The organism is Massilia mucilaginosa (genome assembly GCF_011682145.1).
Lineage (GTDB): Bacteria > Pseudomonadota > Gammaproteobacteria > Burkholderiales > Burkholderiaceae_D > Telluria_A > Telluria_A mucilaginosa.
In genome coordinates this window covers 106,464-122,324 of record NZ_WHJH01000001.1, presented here as the reverse complement: position 1 = coordinate 122,324, position 15,861 = coordinate 106,464, and the positions used below count along the sequence as shown (strand labels likewise).

Annotated in this window: 12 protein-coding genes; 7 read left to right on the top strand and 5 right to left on the bottom strand. The window is 67.2% G+C overall.

All coding sequences use genetic code 11. The annotated features are described in order from the left end of the window. Positions 1–3 precede the first annotated feature (3 nt). Entirely contained in the window at positions 4–1,062 is a 1,059-nt protein-coding gene (locus tag F2P45_RS00560; protein WP_166869833.1) for an alkene reductase, read from the bottom strand. Positions 1,063–1,071: 9 nt separating this feature from the next. Beyond that, a complete protein-coding gene (locus F2P45_RS00555) occupies positions 1,072–1,368 on the bottom strand; it encodes an ArsR/SmtB family transcription factor (RefSeq protein WP_166869832.1) in 297 nt (98 codons plus the stop codon). A gap of 146 nt (positions 1,369–1,514) precedes the next feature. Between F2P45_RS00555 and F2P45_RS00550 the strand changes: the two genes are divergently transcribed. Further along, positions 1,515–4,313 carry a tetratricopeptide repeat protein gene (locus F2P45_RS00550; protein ID WP_166869831.1) on the top strand — a complete coding sequence of 933 codons (2,799 nt, stop codon included), beginning with the start codon at positions 1,515–1,517 and terminating at the stop codon, positions 4,311–4,313. A 3-nt stretch (positions 4,314–4,316) separates the two neighbouring features. Here the strand turns inward: F2P45_RS00550 and F2P45_RS00545 are convergent, their stop codons facing one another. Together F2P45_RS00545 and F2P45_RS00540 are read right to left on the bottom strand one after the other, a co-directional pair. Then, on the bottom strand, positions 4,317–4,643 hold the full coding sequence (locus F2P45_RS00545; protein WP_166869830.1) for an ArsR/SmtB family transcription factor: 327 nt from the start codon (positions 4,641–4,643) through the stop codon (positions 4,317–4,319). A 5-nt stretch (positions 4,644–4,648) separates the two neighbouring features. After that, the gene (locus tag F2P45_RS00540) at positions 4,649–5,011 is read right to left on the bottom strand and encodes a DUF1304 domain-containing protein (RefSeq protein WP_166869829.1); all 363 of its coding nucleotides are present in this window, start codon (positions 5,009–5,011) and stop codon (positions 4,649–4,651) included. Between the two features lie 159 nt (positions 5,012–5,170). Between F2P45_RS00540 and F2P45_RS00535 the strand changes: the two genes are divergently transcribed. The 6 genes from F2P45_RS00535 (at position 5,171) to F2P45_RS00510 (ending at position 14,792) form a co-directional block, all read left to right on the top strand. Continuing rightward, positions 5,171–8,422, top strand: coding sequence for a tetratricopeptide repeat protein (locus F2P45_RS00535; RefSeq protein WP_166869828.1), 3,252 nt, complete (start codon positions 5,171–5,173; stop codon positions 8,420–8,422). A gap of 4 nt (positions 8,423–8,426) precedes the next feature. Continuing rightward, on the top strand, positions 8,427–11,174 hold the full coding sequence (locus tag F2P45_RS00530) for a tetratricopeptide repeat protein (RefSeq protein ID WP_166869827.1): 2,748 nt from the start codon (positions 8,427–8,429) through the stop codon (positions 11,172–11,174). Beyond that, the gene (locus F2P45_RS00525) at positions 11,171–11,416 is read left to right on the top strand and encodes a hypothetical protein (RefSeq protein ID WP_166869826.1); all 246 of its coding nucleotides are present in this window, start codon (positions 11,171–11,173) and stop codon (positions 11,414–11,416) included. Before F2P45_RS00530 ends, F2P45_RS00525 begins: the two co-directional genes overlap by 4 nt. Continuing rightward, the gene (locus F2P45_RS00520; RefSeq protein WP_166869825.1) at positions 11,404–13,317 is read left to right on the top strand and encodes a hypothetical protein; all 1,914 of its coding nucleotides are present in this window, start codon (positions 11,404–11,406) and stop codon (positions 13,315–13,317) included. The genes F2P45_RS00525 and F2P45_RS00520 overlap by 13 nt, the downstream gene beginning before the upstream one ends. Positions 13,318–13,432: 115 nt before the next feature. Beyond that, the gene (sugE, locus tag F2P45_RS00515) at positions 13,433–13,753 is read left to right on the top strand and encodes a quaternary ammonium compound efflux SMR transporter SugE (RefSeq protein ID WP_166869824.1); all 321 of its coding nucleotides are present in this window, start codon (positions 13,433–13,435) and stop codon (positions 13,751–13,753) included. A gap of 106 nt (positions 13,754–13,859) precedes the next feature. Beyond that, a complete protein-coding gene (locus F2P45_RS00510) occupies positions 13,860–14,792 on the top strand; it encodes a 4-hydroxyproline epimerase (RefSeq protein ID WP_166869823.1) in 933 nt (310 codons plus the stop codon). 13 nt (positions 14,793–14,805) lie between these two features. Here the strand turns inward: F2P45_RS00510 and F2P45_RS00505 are convergent, their stop codons facing one another. After that, entirely contained in the window at positions 14,806–15,786 is a 981-nt protein-coding gene (locus F2P45_RS00505; protein ID WP_166869822.1) for a M14 family metallopeptidase, read from the bottom strand. Positions 15,787–15,861: the final 75 nt, after the last annotated feature.

The window sequence follows — 15,861 nt, the reverse complement described above, 5'->3', positions numbered from 1 at the left end:
TGTTTACGCCTGCAGGGCAGGGTAGTCGGTGTAGCCGTCGTCGTTGGCGCCGTAGAATTTCTCCGGACGCGGGGCGTTGAGCGGCGCGTCGAGTTGCAGGCGGCGCGGCAGGTCGGGATTGGCGATGAACCAGATGCCGAAGGCAACCGCGTCGGCTTCACCGCTGGAAACCAGCGCTTCGGCGCTTTCCTTGGTCAGCTTTTCGTTGGCGATGTAGACGCCGCCGAATTCCTGCTTCAGGTACGGTCCCAGGCGGCCTTCGCCCTGCGATTCGCGCGCGCAGATGAAGGCGATGCCGCGCTTGCCCAGCTCGCGCGCCACGTAGCCGAAGGTCGCCTTCGGATCGGAGTCGCTCATGTCGTGCGCATCGCGGCGCGGCGCCAGGTGCATGCCGACTTTACCCGCGCCCCACACCGCGATGCAGGCGTCGGTCACTTCGAGCATCAGGCGGGCGCGGTTTTCGACCGGGCCGCCGTAGTTGTCGGTGCGCTGGTTGGTGCCGTCCTGCAGGAACTGATCGAGCAGATAGCCGTTGGCGCCGTGGATTTCCACGCCGTCGAAGCCGGCCAGCTTGGCGTTCTCGGCGCCTTTACGGTAGGCGGCCACGATGCCCGGAATTTCTTCCAGGTCCAGCGCGCGCGGCACCGGATAATCGCGCTGCGGGCGCAGCAGGCTCACATGGCCCTTGGCCGCGATCGCGCTCGGCGCCACCGGGGCGTCGCCGTTCAGCAGGTCCGGGTCCGAAATGCGGCCCACGTGCCACAGTTGCATCATGATCTTGCCGCCGGCCTGGTGCACGGCCTCGGTCACCAGTTTCCAGCCTGCGACCTGCGCGTCGGACCAGATGCCCGGCGTGTCGGCGTAGCCCACGCCCTGCGGCGTGACCGAGGTCGCTTCGCTCAGGATCAGGCCGGCGGAGGCGCGCTGCACGTAGTACTCGGCCATGAGCGCGTTCGGCACGCGGCCGCCGCCAATGGCGCGGGCGCGCGTCAGCGGCGCCATGATGATGCGGTTTTGCAGCGTCAGATCGCCAATGGTGATCGGGTCGAATAATGTACTCATGCGTTGCTCCTATAGTCCCTGGTTCATATGGTCGAGGAACGCCTTGATGGTGTCCTCGTTGCGTTTGTAATAGATCCACTGGCCGACCTTGTGCCCGGTAATGAGCCCGGCGCGCTGCAGCGCTGCCAGGTGGGCCGAGACGGTCGATTGCGCCAATCCCGTGCGCGCATCGATCAGGCCGGCGCACACCCCGACCTCGAGGTTATGTTCCTGATGCGCGAAATGGACACGCGGCTCCCTCAGCCAGCCAAGAATCTGGCGGCGCATCGGGTTGGCCAAAGCTTTGTGAATGGCGTCGATTTGCATATCGGGTTTTTCCGAATCTAATATCGCCATATTACGATATGTAAAAAATTCCTGCTTGCCGGGGGCCAAAACCGGGGAGGGGGTTGACGTTATACTCATGTTCCTTGGCGTGGCGCCGCTGCCCGTTTGTCACTTTTCAGGACTGCATGAACAATCCCATCACCCCCTTGACGACCTGGGACGGCTGGCCGCGCCTGTCGTCGGCCGATCTGCGCGATCATTTCCCCGACGCCTGCGTCGGCGAACGCCGCAACCCGCGCGCGCGCCGCTGCATCGACGCTACCTCGGCCGGCGGGCGCGAGATCGACGACGAACCGGTCCGGCTGCTGCTGCTGAGCGGCCCGATCCGCATCGACGCCGCCCTGTGGCAGCACGCGGAGGACGCCGACTGGACCCACATCGCGGTCGATGGCGACCTGCATCTGGACGGGCTCGGCCATGATGAGGGCATGGCCCGGCTGTTTTTCGTCAGCGGCGACCTGCATGCCGATTCGGTCAAGCTGGGCGAGTTGCCGAGCAACGCGGTGGCGGGCCGCATCGTCTGCCACTGCGCCTGGCTGTACGCGGGCGACGACTGCGCCATGCGCACGGCACCCGAACTGCGCCTGGACACCCGCTTCCTGTTCGCCTGGTTCTACAGCATCGACGACCTGGCGATTTGCCCGGAGGCGGTGATTTTCATTCTCGGCAATCCCGATTACTGCGCCAGCCTGGGCTTGCCCAACCCGGCCTTCCAGTGGCACGAAGATGTTCATGTGCTGGCCGAACCATGCGTCGCGGTCGTGGCGCGCGAGGGCGTCGACGCGGACGGCTGGATGACGGACACCATCGAACGGGCCTTGTCGCGCGGCCAGTCGATTTACCGCGACGGGGTCGATATCGCCAGCTACCCGTATCACCGGGCGGCGCAGGAGGCGGCCGGCCTGGGCGACCATCGCGGCGCCTATCTGCTGCACCGGAAATCGGCGTCGATCTCGCCCGGCTATTACGAGGCCTGGTACGGCATGGGCGACGCCCTGTTCGCGGCGGGCGCCTACCGCCAGGCGCTGGCGGCCTACCACCGGGCGGGCGTGCTGTTCCCGCCGGACCAGCACGGGCTGGTCAACCGGGCCTGGAACGACGGCGCGCTGTGCGCTCTGTTGCTGGGCCAGCTCGATAGCGCCATCGCCCTGGCCAGCCTGTCGATCGACCACAACAACGATACGGAATCGAAGTACATCGAGCACGCCCACGCGTACCGCTACCGTGCCGAGGCCTGGCTGCTGTCGGGCCGCAGCGACGCCGCTTGTGCGGACCTGGAACAGGCCCTCGGCCTGTGCTCCCATGACGAGGCCTCGCTCTGGCTGATGGGACTGGCCTGCCACCGGCGCGGGGACGCTGACCAGGCGCGCTTCCACCACGCCGCAGCGAACCAATACCACAGCACCTATGCGGCGTTGTACGATGCCGAGGGCGGCACCGCCCATCTGTACCAAGAGCCCGGCGAGGTCGACTGGCACACGCTGCCGCTCGACGCGCTGGACCCGCCGCCGAGGGATGAAGCCTACTGGCGCGACTTCATGCGCCACAACGGCGCGGACGCGCTGTGGAAGGTGCCGCTGGCCCAGCGCAGCGCCGCGCTGTGCCTGGAGGTGGCGCAGGCCGCCGGTCCGCACAAGACGGACTACCTCAAGGACATTCCCGCCGCCGCCTACACGCCCGAACTGGCGCAGCATCTCGTGGCGAGCGCGCCCGGGCTGCTGCGCTTGATTCCCGCGCACCTGATCGACAAGGCGCTGTGCATGTCGGCGCGGCCCGGCAGCGACGGTTTTTCGCTCGACCATGTGCCGGCGGCGCTGTGCGACGCCGACATCTGTACGCGCGCGGTGCAGTGCGGCGAGCGGATCGACAGGGTGCCGCCCGCGTACCTGAGCCGCGACCTGTGCCTGGCCGCCGTGCGCGCCCACCCGGGCACGCTCGCATGCGTGCCCGGCGAACTGCTCGACGACGACCTGATCGCGGCCGCCATCGCCCACGGCGACCATGCCACCTTCGACCAGGACCTGCCCGAACTGTACAAGACGCCGGCACTGCTCGAACGCGCGCTCGATGGTTACAAGTGCGCGCTCGACGCCATCCCCGGCAACCGCTTCGACGGTGCCCTGTTCGCATTCGCGCACGAGCGCTACGGACGCGATCAGGACTGGCCCGACATCGTCGCGCGCCACGGCCAGGCCGTGGTGGACGCCGGCGCCAGCGCGCTGGCATGCTGGAGCGTGTTCTGGGACGAGCCTTTCATGCTGGCGCAGATCGCGCGGCGCAAGAAGCAGCGCCTGGCGCCGTCCAGCATTCCCGCGCGCTGCTACAACGACGTGGTGGCCGAGGCCGCGTTCCGGCGCGAGCCGGACCAGCTGCACTGCATCCCCCCCGCCTTTGTCACTCAGGCGATGTGCGACCAGGCCAGCAGCGCCAATCCCGGCGCGCTGGAACGCATCCCGCTGCGCTATCGCACGCCCGCCATCTGCGCCAGGGCGCTGGCCGCCAACCCCGCCAATCTGCCGCTGGTGCCGCTGGCGCTGCGCAGCGTCGACGCCTGCGTGCGCGCGGTGCGCCAGAAGAAGGAGTATCTCGGCAGCGTGCCGGGAGCGCTGCGCGCGGAGGTGATCGACATCCTGATCGCGGACCACCGCAAAAGAATCGATGAGGACTGGCTGGAGCGCAACCGCGGCTTGGGCGAAGCGCGCGAACCGGGCGACTTCGACCCGCGCCGCTTCGCCCAGGTGGCGCGCGATCTCGACATGCTCGCCGTGCGCGAAGACTACCCGCGCGCGCTGGTGCAGGCCGGCCTGGCGGAGAACCTGCTCGATGGCGCCGGCTGGCCCGATCCGGCCCTGTGGGCGCACGTCCTCGACAAGAAGCGCGCCATCTGCCATCACCTGGCGCTGGTGGCGGCGAAACAGGCCTGAGGCCTACAAGCCCTCGTTGATCTGGTCGAGGAAGGCCTTGATGGCTTCCTCGTTGCGCCTGTAATAGATCCACTGGCCGACCTTGCGCGAGCTGATCAAGCCGGCGCGCTGCAGCGCCGCCAGGTGGGCCGAGACGGTCGATTGCGCCAGCCCCGTGCGCGCGTCGATCAGGCCGGCGCAGACGCCGACATCGAGGTTGTGTTGCTGGTGCGCGAAGTGGACACGCGGTTCCTTGAGCCAGGCAAGGATCTGGCGCCGCATCGGATTGGCCAATGCCTTGTGGATGGCGTCGACCGGCACGTCGGGTGTGGTTGATTCTGACAGCGTCATACGTCTCAGTGCGACAGGAAGTACAAGGCCAGGGCGATCGCCGCCGGCACGGTCTGGATGAACAGGATGGTCTTCTTGACCGTCAACGCGCCCCATACGCCAGCCACCATCACGCAGGCCAGGCCGTACACCACGAATGCGCGGGCGACTTCGGGCTGGGGATGGAGCAGGCCGACGGCCAGCGCCGCCACCAGAAAGCCGTTGTAGCACCCTTGATTGGACATGGCCGGCGCCATGATCTCGGCTTTTTCGGCCGTCAGGCCGAACACGCGCCGTCCGCGCGTCTTGAACAGCACCGTTTCGAGCAGGACGAAGTAGACGTGCGCCAGCAGGATCAAACCGATCAGCACTTGTGCGGCAATGGCCATTCATGGCTCCTTGTTATGGATTGTGGGAACCGTAGTGTAACCGGGCGCAAGCCGCATGGCGACTGGCAGGAGGTGGCAAGTTGGCAGAGGCATTATTTGTTAATGTTATAATAACGTTCCCCGGTTTTTTCTGCGCTTATCCACCTCTTCCAGGCTTTCATGACGACCCATTTCTCCATCCTGACCACCTGGGACGGCGTTCCGCGCATGTCGGACGCGGCATTTTTCGAGCGCTTTCCCGACTGGCTCGACGAGTCGGAGGAGGGCGGCAGCGTCTCGTGTTTTCTCCTGGCCGGCAATATCAGCGTCAGCACGGCCCTGCTCGAGGAGCTCGGCGACGATACCCTGATCGTTGTCGACGGCAGCCTGCGGATCGACGCCGGCAACGCCCACGGCTACCTGTTAAGGAGCGACGCATACGAGCGGATCTGCTTCGTCAGCGGCGACCTGCATGTGGAGGCGGCCGTCCTCGACGGCATGCGCGACGACATGGTGGGCGGGCGCATCGTGGCCAGCTCCGCCTGGCTGCTGGCCGAAGACTTCAGCGCGATGCGCGAGGCGCCCGCCGTGCGCATCGAAACGCAGTTCCTGTTCGTCTGGTTTTACGAGATCGACACGCTCACGCTCAACCCGGACGCCGTCGTCTTCATCATCGGCGAGGGGGACTACTGCGCGCGGCTTGAGCTGCCCAATCCGCTCTTCTGCTGGCACGAGGGCGTGTTCGCGCTCGACGCGAAGTACCTCGACAAGATCGATTGCGACAGTTCCAACAGCGTGATGTGGCAAAGTACTTCCATCATCCTGGCCCTGCGCGCCGGCCGCTCGCTGTTCATGGACGGCGTGGATGTCGCGTCGAACCCGTATCACACTTCGGCCAGGGCGGCGATGGCAACCGGCGAGCGCCGCGCCGCCTATCTGCTGCATAAAAAGTCGGCGGCCATCTCGCCGGCTTACTACGAAGCCTGGTTCGGCATGGGACAGGCGCTGATGCACGAAGGCGCGTGGCGGCAGGCGTTGGAAATGTACCGCAAGGCGGCCGCCCTGTTCCCGCGCAGGCAGACCGGCATGGTCAACACGGCCCTCAGCGACGCCGCCCTGTGCGCCCTGCGCAGCGCCGAGCCGGCGCAGGCCATCGAGTTGGCCGGCATGGCGATCCTGCATAACCAGGACTGCTATTACAAGGAACCCGAGGCGGCCGAGGCGTACTGCCACCGCGCCGAAGCGTATCTGATGACCGGCCAGGCCGACGCCGCGCTGGCCGACCTGGGTACGGCGCTCGAACTCGACCCGCACCTGACGAAAGCGCGCTGGCTCACGGGCCTGGCGCATTACCAGCGCAATGAGCCGGACCTGGCGCGGGCGGCGCACGCCAGTGCCAGTGAAGCGAATGCACGCTACGCGCCGTTCTACGATATCCACCCCGATACCGGCTTCCTGTACCGCGGCGAGCGGCCGGTCGACTGGGACCGGGTCGACGCCGCCAGCATCGCCTTGCCCGTCAAGGACGAGGCCTACTGGCTCAATTACATGCTGCGCGACGCCTGGGCCTCGCTCAAGCGGGTGCCGCCCGCATGGCGCACCGACGCCTTGTGCCAGGCGGTGGCGGCCGCGTGCGGCCCGTCCAAACTCGATTACGCCCGCTACCTGCCAGACAGCGCCTTCACGCGCGCGATTGCCGAAACGCTGATGGCGGCCTGGCCGGGCTGGTTGGAGCGCATCCCGCCGCGCTTGATCGACAAGGCGCTGATCATGCTGGCCCGCCCAGGCGCCCGGCATTTCTCGCTGGCGCATGTTCCTGCCGACGTCATCGACGCCGAGGTGTGCCTCAGGGCGGTGCAGTGCGGCGAATCGATCGCCAACATCCCGCCGGAGTACGTGGACAAGGCGCTGTGCCTGGCCTGCGTCACGGCGCATCCGAGCCACCTGGAACAGGTTTCCCCGCACCTGATCGACGACGACGTGATCGCGGCGGCCATCGCGCACGGCGACGAGCGCGACTTCGATCGCCTGCCGGACCGCTATACCAGCGCCGCGCTGCTGGAACTGGCGGTCAATCAATACAAATGCGCGCTCGACGCCATTCCCGGCCACCGCGTCGATGCGGCGCTGTTTGCCTTTGCCGCGCAGCGCTACGGCAGCGACGCCGACTGGCCCGCGATCGTCGCGCGCCACGGCCGCGACGCCATCGAGCGCGATGCCGGCGCCGACTGCGCGGCGCAGTGCTGGAACGTGTTCTGGACCGAACCCTTCATGCTTGCGCAGATCGCCAGGAAGTCCGGTGGACTGAGGCCGTACAACATCCCCGACGCCAGCTTCACGCAAGCGCTGGCCAAGGCTTGCCTCACGCTGCACCCGGCGTATTTTTACTGCATCCCCAAGCGCTGGGTGACCCAGTCCATGAGTAACGCCGCCAGCAAGGACCGGCCCGGCGAGATCGAGCATATTCCCGTGGCCCAGCGTACCAGGGCGATCTGCGAACGCGCCATCGAGAACGATGCCGCAACGGCGCTGGCGCTGGTGCCGCTGGCCCTGCGCAGTGTGGCGATGTGCGTCGCCGCGATGCGCGCCGACGGCGACGACAACCTGGTGCCCGGTGCGCTCTACCGCGAGGTGATCGACACCCTGATCGAACAGCACAGCGACGAGTTCAACGCCGGCTGGCTGTATCTGAGCCGGGCCGAAGGCGCGCTGCGCGCCACGCCGCCCCGGATCGACCTGGCCATCGCCGATTACCAGTTCGTGGCCGATGCCACTGAACATGCGGAGGTCGACGAGGAAAGCCGCGAGCACGCCCGCGAGGCGCTGGCGGCCTTGCAGTCGCAAACACCGGAACAATGGGCCAGCGGCGATCTGTTCGACTTCGTGGAGCCTTCCGAGCCGGTCGATTTCGACCGCCGCCGCTACGACCGGCTGATGGAAGACCTGATGGTTCTGGTGCGCCGCGGCGACAACCGCCACGCCCTGCCGCAGGTGGAGGAGGCCGAGCGGATGCTGCTGCGGACCGGCCACAGCGACGTTGTCAGGTGGGCCTATCTGCTCGATAAGAAAATCCACGTCGCGTCCGAACTTGGCCGCTGGGACGTGCTTGAGGCAAGCTGCCGCGCCGCCATCGCACGCCTGGGGAAAGAGCGTCTGTGGCAGTACCTGGCCGAGCATGACACGGTCCGCCACACCCTGCGCTGGAGCTACTTCCGCCTGGGTACCATGCGCGAGCACCACGGCCTGCCGCTGGCCGAGCTGCAAGCCGACCTGGCCCTGGTCGAGAAGGCGCTGGCGCTCATCGGCCCCACCGAAGACGCCAGCGTGCTCGATCCGTTCAGAAAAGACCATGCCGCGCTGCTCGGCATCCTGGCGGAGCGAGAGCTGTCCTACAAGGCTGCGTACCACGCCGCCGCAGCATTGACCGACTGAGCACATGAACAAGAGCCACACCCCGCTGGGCCCCGTGAGCGGCTATCCGACCATCACCATCGAGGAATTCATCGCGCGCTTTCCACATGTGGAAACCAACGAAGACGGCGCCGGGGACGGCGACGACGCCTTCAGCGACTACTACGCGTCAGAGAGCATCATCCTGCTCACCGGCGATGTGTTCATTTCCCAGGAGCGCCTGAAGGATCTGCATGAGCATTTTCATCTGAAGCTGGCGGTGGACGGCAATGTGCATGTCGACGGCGCGCCGGCCAACCTGTTTTATGTCAGCGGCGACCTGTTTTGCACCACGGTCGACCTGGCCGGCTTCGACTTGCGCGAACCGATTGGCGGCGCCATCGTCGCCACCGACTGCGCATGGCTCAGCGGCGAAGAGCCGGCCATGGTGCTCGATCCGCCCCTGGTGCGGCTGGACACGCCGTATCTGTTCGCGTGCTGGTACCGGGTCGGCCAGCTGGCGCTGTCGCCGCGCACCGTGCTGTTCATCTGCGGCGAGTGGCGGTACTCGGGCGTCTTTGCCGATCCGCGCGCGGTATTCATCGGTGCCCAAATGGTGTTCGTCCTCGACCAGCGCTTCCTGTGGCCATTCGAGCACGCGACGGTCAACGAGCCGCAGTGGCACACGCGCGAGATCGAAAGCGCCCTGCGCGCGGGCGAGGACATCCTGCGCAAGGATATGTCGATGGCCAGCGTTCCATTCGCGCAGGGCGCCGCCGACGCCATGCTGCTCGGCGACTACCGCAACGCATATCTGCTGTACAAGCAGGCGGCGACCCTGTCGCCTGGCGACTACATGGCGTGGTTCGGCATGGCCGACGCCCTGTTTGCAGAATGCGCATTCGCCCAGGCCTTGCCCTTGTACCAGAAGGCCAGCGCGCTGTTCCCGGACAACCAGACTGGCCTGGTCAACGAGGCAGCGCAAAACGCCGCGCTGTGCGCGGTTCGCTGCGGCGACGCGGCAACGGCGGTGCGCATGGCCACGCTGGCGATCGGGCACGCCACCACCTTGCGCGAAGACCCGTCGGTGCTTTCGTTCGCCTACGAACTGCGCGCCGAGGCCTGTCTGCAAACGAACGAGCTGGCGCTGGCCGAGGCCGATCTCACGCAAGCGCTGGCGCTCGACTGCGGCACGGGCTACGGCAACTGGCTGATGGGCGCCCTGCATTACCGCCGCGACGAGCCGGCGCTGGCGGCCGCCTGCCAGGCGAGGGCGGTGGCGGTCAATCCCGCCTTCGCCGCACCGTACGCCAGCCACGCCGGGATCGACTTCCTGTATCCGGCCCAGGTTCACGTCGACTGGACCGGCCAGCCTGGAAGCGCCGGTGTGGCGCCGGTGCGCGACGAAGCATTCTGGGGTGTGTATTTGCGCTACGAGGATCCCAACTGCATCCAGCGCGTGCCGGTGGCGCTGCGCACGCCGGCCCTGTGCATGGCTGTTCTTGAGCAGTACTCGTGGGGCCCGAACGTCAGCTTCACCCAGTATTTCCCGGACGCGGCGTTCACGCGCGAGATGGCTGAACACATGGTGCGGCGCTCTCCCTCGAACATCGCCGATGTTCCCGTGCGTCTGGTCGACGCCGCGCTGCTCGACCTGGTGGCGAACTCCGAACATGGCCTGCGCCTGTGCCACCTGCCGCCTCACCTGGTCGACCCTGCGGTCTGCCTGCGCGCGGTCATGGCCGGCGAAAATCTCGACCAGGTGCCGCCCGAACTGCAGGACGACGCCATGCGGGCGGCCGCGGTCCTGCACATCGGCGAAGGCGCCAGCGAAGTGCCTGAATGGGCCACCAAGCCCGTGCTGCGGCTGGCCGTGGCGACCTGCAAACAGGCTCTCGACAGCATCCCGGGCTTTGCTTTCGACCGCGACCTTTACGAACTGGCGCAGGCGACCTGGGGCGCCGACGCCGACTGGCCCGGGATCGTGGAAAGGCACGCGCAAGCGGCCTGCGTGGACGACAACTTCTGGACCGGCGCGGCCCGGAAATGCTGGCGCGTGTTCTGGGACGAGGACTTCATCCTGCGGCAAATGGCGCGCACCGACGGCGCCCATCTCCAGCCCAGGCATATTGCGCCGGAATGCATGACGCGCAAGGTCGCCGAGGCCTGCCTTGCGCAGCATCCGGACTGCCTGGAGTACGTTCCCGCCATCTGGATTTCGCAGTCCGCCTGCGAGCGTTTCATCACAGCTTATCCAAAGCGCCTCGGCAGCGTGCCGGTCGCCATGCGCAGTGCCAGCATATGCGCGGCCGCCATGGAGGCCGCGCCCGCCCAGCTGGCACTGGTGCCGATCGCGCTGCGCAGCGTCGCCTTTTGCGTGGCCGCCGTGCGCGCCGAACCGGATTGCGCGGACGAGGTGCCGAATGCGCTGATGCGCGACGTATTCACCGTCCTCCTCGATCAGCACGGCGACGAGCTCTATCGCGACTGGCTGACCATGCGCCGGGGCGACGGCGCCTTGTGCGCCGAACCGCCCGATATCGACCTGGCGCTGGCCGACTTTCACAGCGTGGCCGAGGCGCCGCCCAGCGAGGACTTCGACGGCGGGAATGTGGCCGAGGCACAGTGGATGATCGGCTACTGCCATCATCTGCGCGGCATGCATGCGCAGGCGGCGCAGTGGCGCGAGATGTCGGGTCTTGACGACGGCTACGACGAGATGGGCTTCGATGAACCTGTCGCGCCGTGCGACGCCGCCACCCGCCCGGCCGACCGCGAGGCGGCCCTGTCATGATCGACGATGGGCTGTTGCAGCACGCCGCCGATGACAGCTGGACCCACATTGCGGTCGAAGGCGACCTGTATCTGGACGGACGCGACGCCGGCGTGCGCGAAGCGCGCGGTATCGACCGGGTGTATCTTGCCGGCGGCGACCTGCATGCGCGCTCGGTCGGCCTGACCCGCATCCCCAGCAACGCAGTGGCGGGTCGCATCGTCGCCGACTGGGCCTGGCCGGAGGCCGAGTGGCGACGCTGAAAGACCAGGCCTACTGGGATGAGTTCATGCGCAAGCAGCCGGGCAATCCGTCCATGCTCGGCAGCGTGCCGGTGGAGTTCCGCAGCACCGGGATGTGCGAATGGCTGATGCAGAACTGCGGCGACAACGCCAGCTTTGTCAGGTTCATACCGGAGCAGGCATTCACGCGCGCCCTGGCGGAAGCGGCGCTGGTGCGATCGGCCCGGCTGTTCGGGTACATTCCGGCGCGGCTGATCGACAAGCAGGTATGCATGTCGGCGCGCGTCGGCGACGACGGCTTCGACCTTGCGCATGTACCGGCCCAGGTCATCGACCGCGAGGTGTGCGTGCACGCCCTGCGATGCGGCGCCAGGCTCGCCGACGTACCTCCCGCCCTGCTGGACAAGGCCATGTGCATGGCCGCCGTTACGCTCGGGCGCCATGCGCTCGACGAGCTGCCGATGGCGATGATCGACGACGACCTGATTGCTGCCGCCATCGCGCACGGCAGTTACGACAGCTTCAACGACGTCCTGCCGGAACTGTTCAAGTCACCGGACTACCTGGTCATGGCCATCGAGCGCGACAAGATCGCACTCGACGCCATCCCCGGTTGCCGCATCACCCGGCAAGTGTATGACTGCGCCCAGCGCCTGTACGGCGCCGACGCCGATTGGCCAGCCATCGTGGCGCGCCATGACGAATCGCGTATCGCGCAGGAGCCGGACGCCTTGTATGCCGAGGTATGCTGGAGCGTGTTCTGGACCGAGCCGGTGATGCTCGCGCAGATCGCCATGAAGAAGAGCGAGGGACTGTGGCCGTTCGAGATTCCGGCCGAGCGCTTTAGCAAGGCCGTCGCCCAAGCGTGCGTGGACGTGCATCCGCTCCATCTGAATTCGGTTCCTGCGCACTGGATCGACCAGGCCATGTGCGAACGCGTCAGCCTGGCGCCCCCCGACCTGCTCGACCTGATTCCGCTGGCCCGCCGCACCGACAAGATATGCGTGCGCGCGATGAAGGCCAATTACACCACGCTGGGCATGGTGCCGCTGGCGCAGCGCAGCGTCGGAATGTGCGTCGCCGCCCTGATCGCCAACCAGGACCGCTCGGACCAGGTTCCACTGGCCCTGCGGCGCGAGGTGTTCGACACGCTGGTCGCCAAACATGGCAGGCACTTCGACGCCAGCTGGCTGTACCTGAATCGGGGCGACGCCGCCCTTGGGGTCGAGCCGCGCCGGGTCGACCTGGCGCTGGCCGATTACCGCCATGTCGTCGACAGCGGCGCGAGCGAGGAGGCGAGCGAAGAACAGATCGACGCCGCCCTTTACATGATCGAGTATTGCCGCTATCTGCTCGGCGACACGGCAGGCATGTCTGCCGAGGACTGCGCCGAACATGCCAGGTCGTGGTTCGGCGAGGCGATCGCGCCGGTCGATGTCGACACCCCGCGCCTGTTCCTGCTGGTGGGAGACGCGCAGACTTTCAACGAGCGGGGCGACCACGCCCGCGCCCTGGCGCAGGCGCAGCGTGCCGGCGACCTGCTTCACGCCGCCGGCTGCGCCGACCCGGTATTGCTGGCCGAGGTGGCCGGCCAGAAGCGGCTTGCATTGAACGGTCTTGGACGCCGCGACGAGAGCGATCAGCTGTGCCAGGACGTGCTTGACACGCTCGGCGAAGAGTCGATGTACGACGACAGCGAGGCTTGCAACCGCTTGCGCGTGGCGGTGCGCGCCTGCTACCTGCAACTCTCCACGCGCCCCTTGGACAACGACCCCGCGCCGGGAGCGCTGGAACAGATCCTGGCGCTGCTCGACGGCGGCGCCGCCGTGGAAGCCGGCCCCGGTGAAGACGATGATGTGGCGCGCCCGTTCATCGAGTACCGGGCCGCGCTGCTGGCGCGCCTGGCCGCCGGGGATGGCTGAGGCCAGCGCATCCGCGCCGCCGGTGGTATACTTCAGCTACCCTTTTCTCCGGCGGGGACGACCCTGCCACTGACGGAGCCAGGCTTGGACGACCTTGCCAATCAAGGAGTTTGTCATGGCATGGATCTATTTGTTCGTCGCGGGTTTGCTGGAAGTCGGCTGGGCCGTCGGCCTGAAATACACACACGGTTTTTCGCGCCTCGTTCCCTCTGTACTGACCCTGACCGCCATGGCCGGCAGCGTCGGTTTGCTCGGCCTTGCGCTGCGCAACCTGCCGCTGGGGACCGCGTACGCCATCTGGACCGGTATCGGCACGGTCGGCACGGCGATCTTCGGCATGCTGGTGCTGGGCGAACCGGCCGGCGCCATGCGCCTTGGCTGCATCGCCCTGATCGTCGCCGGCATCCTGGGGCTCAAACTGCTCTCGCCGGGCTGATTCGCACGAACCTGGAAGAAGACTGACTCCGGCCCTGTGCCAATTTCGCCGCGGCGCCGCCGCCGCGGCACAAGACAATTGCGCGATCCCGGGGTATGCTGGGTACATGAAAACGATCACCATCATCGACTCCCATACCGGCGGCGAACCGACCCGCCTGATCATCGACGGCGGCCCGGACCTGGGTAGCGGGCCGCTGGCCGAACGGCGCGAGCGCTTCCGGCGCGACTTCGACCATGTGCGCTCGGCCGTCGTGTGCGAGCCGCGCGGCTCCGATGTGCTGGTCGGCGCGCTGCTGTGCGAGCCGTTCGCGCCCGACTGCGTGGCCGGCGTCATCTTCTTCAATAACGTGGCCTACCTCGGCATGTGCGGGCACGGCATGATCGGCGTGGTGGTCTCGCTCGCGTTCATGGGGCGCATCGCGCCCGGACGGCACCGCATCGATACGCCGGTCGGCGTGGTCGAGGCTCAGCTGCACGACGACGGGTCGGTCACCATCGACAACGTGGCCTCGTACCGCACGCGCCACGCGGTGACCGTGCAGGTGGACGGCATTGGCGCCGTGACGGGCGACGTGGCGTGGGGCGGCAACTGGTTTTTCCTGGTCTCCGGCCATGGCCTGGCGCTGCGCCGCACCAACGTCGACGCGCTCACCGCCTACTGCGTGGCGCTGCGCGATGCGCTCGAAGCGAGCGGCGTCAGCGGCGACGATGGCGCCCTGATCGATCATATCGAATTGTTCGACCAATCAAGCACGGGCGCCGACAGCCAGAGTTTCGTGCTCTGTCCCGGCAAGGCCTACGACCGTTCGCCCTGCGGCACCGGCACCAGCGCCAAGCTGGCATGCCTGGCGGCCGACGGCAAACTGGCCGAACACGCCCAATGGCGCCAGGAGAGCATTATCGGCAGCGTTTTCGAGGCCTCGTACCGCTACGACGGCGCACGCATCATGCCCAGCATTCGCGGCAAGGCCTGGGTCAACGCCACGGCGCAGATGCTGTTCGACGAGAGCGACCCGTTCGTGTGGGGCATTCGCTGAGCCGCGCCGCTGCTTACTCGGTAAAGCGTTCGAAGTCGGTGTTGGCGCGGGTCAGGTAGTACCACTCCGAGTTCGGCCCCGCGTTCACATCGGGGAACAGGATCTTGCCGTCGAATTCGGCCAGCACCGGCGTGCCGTCGGCGCGCGTGCCAATTCGGTCGCCCGTGGACACCGGGTCGAAACTGGCCCACACGCGGCTGAACTGGTCGCCCGCATCGAGCTTGTCGTGCACCACCACCATCGACAGCGCTTCCATCCGGTCGAGCGCGATCGGCTCGGGCTGCGGCGCGTCGATCAGGCCGAGGAAGGCCAGCGTATTGACGATGGCGCGGTAGCCCACGTCGGGCGCGGCCGGGTCGAGGTGCTGGCCGCATTCGAGCGTGAGCGCGTAGCCGCCGGTGCTGCGCATGTATTCGGTGGTGCCCATCCCGTAGCGCAGCACCAGGTCGAGGGTCGATGCGTCGCCGCTTTTCAGGCGCCGCCGCACGCCCTGGCCGTAGGTCGCCAGCCAGCCGTCCACGAAACGGCGCACCCCGAGGCGGCGCGCCAGCGCGCGTTCCTGTTCGGCGTGGCGGAACGGTTGCAGGGTGCCTTCGTTGTTGCGCGGGCCGACCATGACGAAGGGCTGGCTTTGCGCATTGAAGGAGTGCAGGTCGAGCAAGACGTCATGCTGTCCGAGCAGGGGGCACAGCCAGTTGGCGACGCGGTCTTCGAAGTCCCGCGGCTGCGGATTGGGGAACAGGTTGCGGTTCAGGTTACGCTCGCCCGAACGCTGGTTCAGCGCGTAGGCGAGGGGATTGGTCACCGGGACGAAGGTCACGCTGCCGGCCGCCACGTGCAGCGCGCCGCTGTCGATTTCTTCCATCACGCGCAGGATCGCCCTGGTGCCGCAAGTCTCGTTGCCATGCACGGCGCCGGTGACGATCAGGCGCGGGCCGGCGCCAAGGCCGGTGTAGTTGATCGATTTGAACTGCAACTCGCGTGCTGTGGTCATGGTCTGGGCTGGCCCTGTAGATTGGTGGTCGTCTATTTTAGCGGACATCGCTGGCGCCTGCCGGCGCCCCATGGC

What these genes read in the sequence shown, in the direction of transcription:
- F2P45_RS00505 (WP_166869822.1), bottom strand. Translation starts at nt 15,786, where the DNA reads ATGACCACAGCACGCGAGTTGCAGTTCAAATCGATCAACTACACCGGC.
- F2P45_RS00525 (WP_166869826.1), top strand. Translation starts at nt 11,171, where the DNA reads ATGATCGACGATGGGCTGTTGCAGCACGCCGCCGATGACAGCTGGACC.
- F2P45_RS00510 (WP_166869823.1), top strand. Translation starts at nt 13,860, where the DNA reads ATGAAAACGATCACCATCATCGACTCCCATACCGGCGGCGAACCGACC.
- F2P45_RS00555 (WP_166869832.1), bottom strand. Translation starts at nt 1,368, where the DNA reads ATGCAAATCGACGCCATTCACAAAGCTTTGGCCAACCCGATGCGCCGC.
- F2P45_RS00560 (WP_166869833.1), bottom strand. Translation starts at nt 1,062, where the DNA reads ATGAGTACATTATTCGACCCGATCACCATTGGCGATCTGACGCTGCAA.
- F2P45_RS00540 (WP_166869829.1), bottom strand. Translation starts at nt 5,011, where the DNA reads ATGGCCATTGCCGCACAAGTGCTGATCGGTTTGATCCTGCTGGCGCAC.
- F2P45_RS00550 (WP_166869831.1), top strand. Translation starts at nt 1,515, where the DNA reads ATGAACAATCCCATCACCCCCTTGACGACCTGGGACGGCTGGCCGCGC.
- F2P45_RS00545 (WP_166869830.1), bottom strand. Translation starts at nt 4,643, where the DNA reads ATGACGCTGTCAGAATCAACCACACCCGACGTGCCGGTCGACGCCATC.
- F2P45_RS00535 (WP_166869828.1), top strand. Translation starts at nt 5,171, where the DNA reads ATGACGACCCATTTCTCCATCCTGACCACCTGGGACGGCGTTCCGCGC.
- sugE (WP_166869824.1), top strand. Translation starts at nt 13,433, where the DNA reads ATGGCATGGATCTATTTGTTCGTCGCGGGTTTGCTGGAAGTCGGCTGG.
- F2P45_RS00530 (WP_166869827.1), top strand. Translation starts at nt 8,427, where the DNA reads ATGAACAAGAGCCACACCCCGCTGGGCCCCGTGAGCGGCTATCCGACC.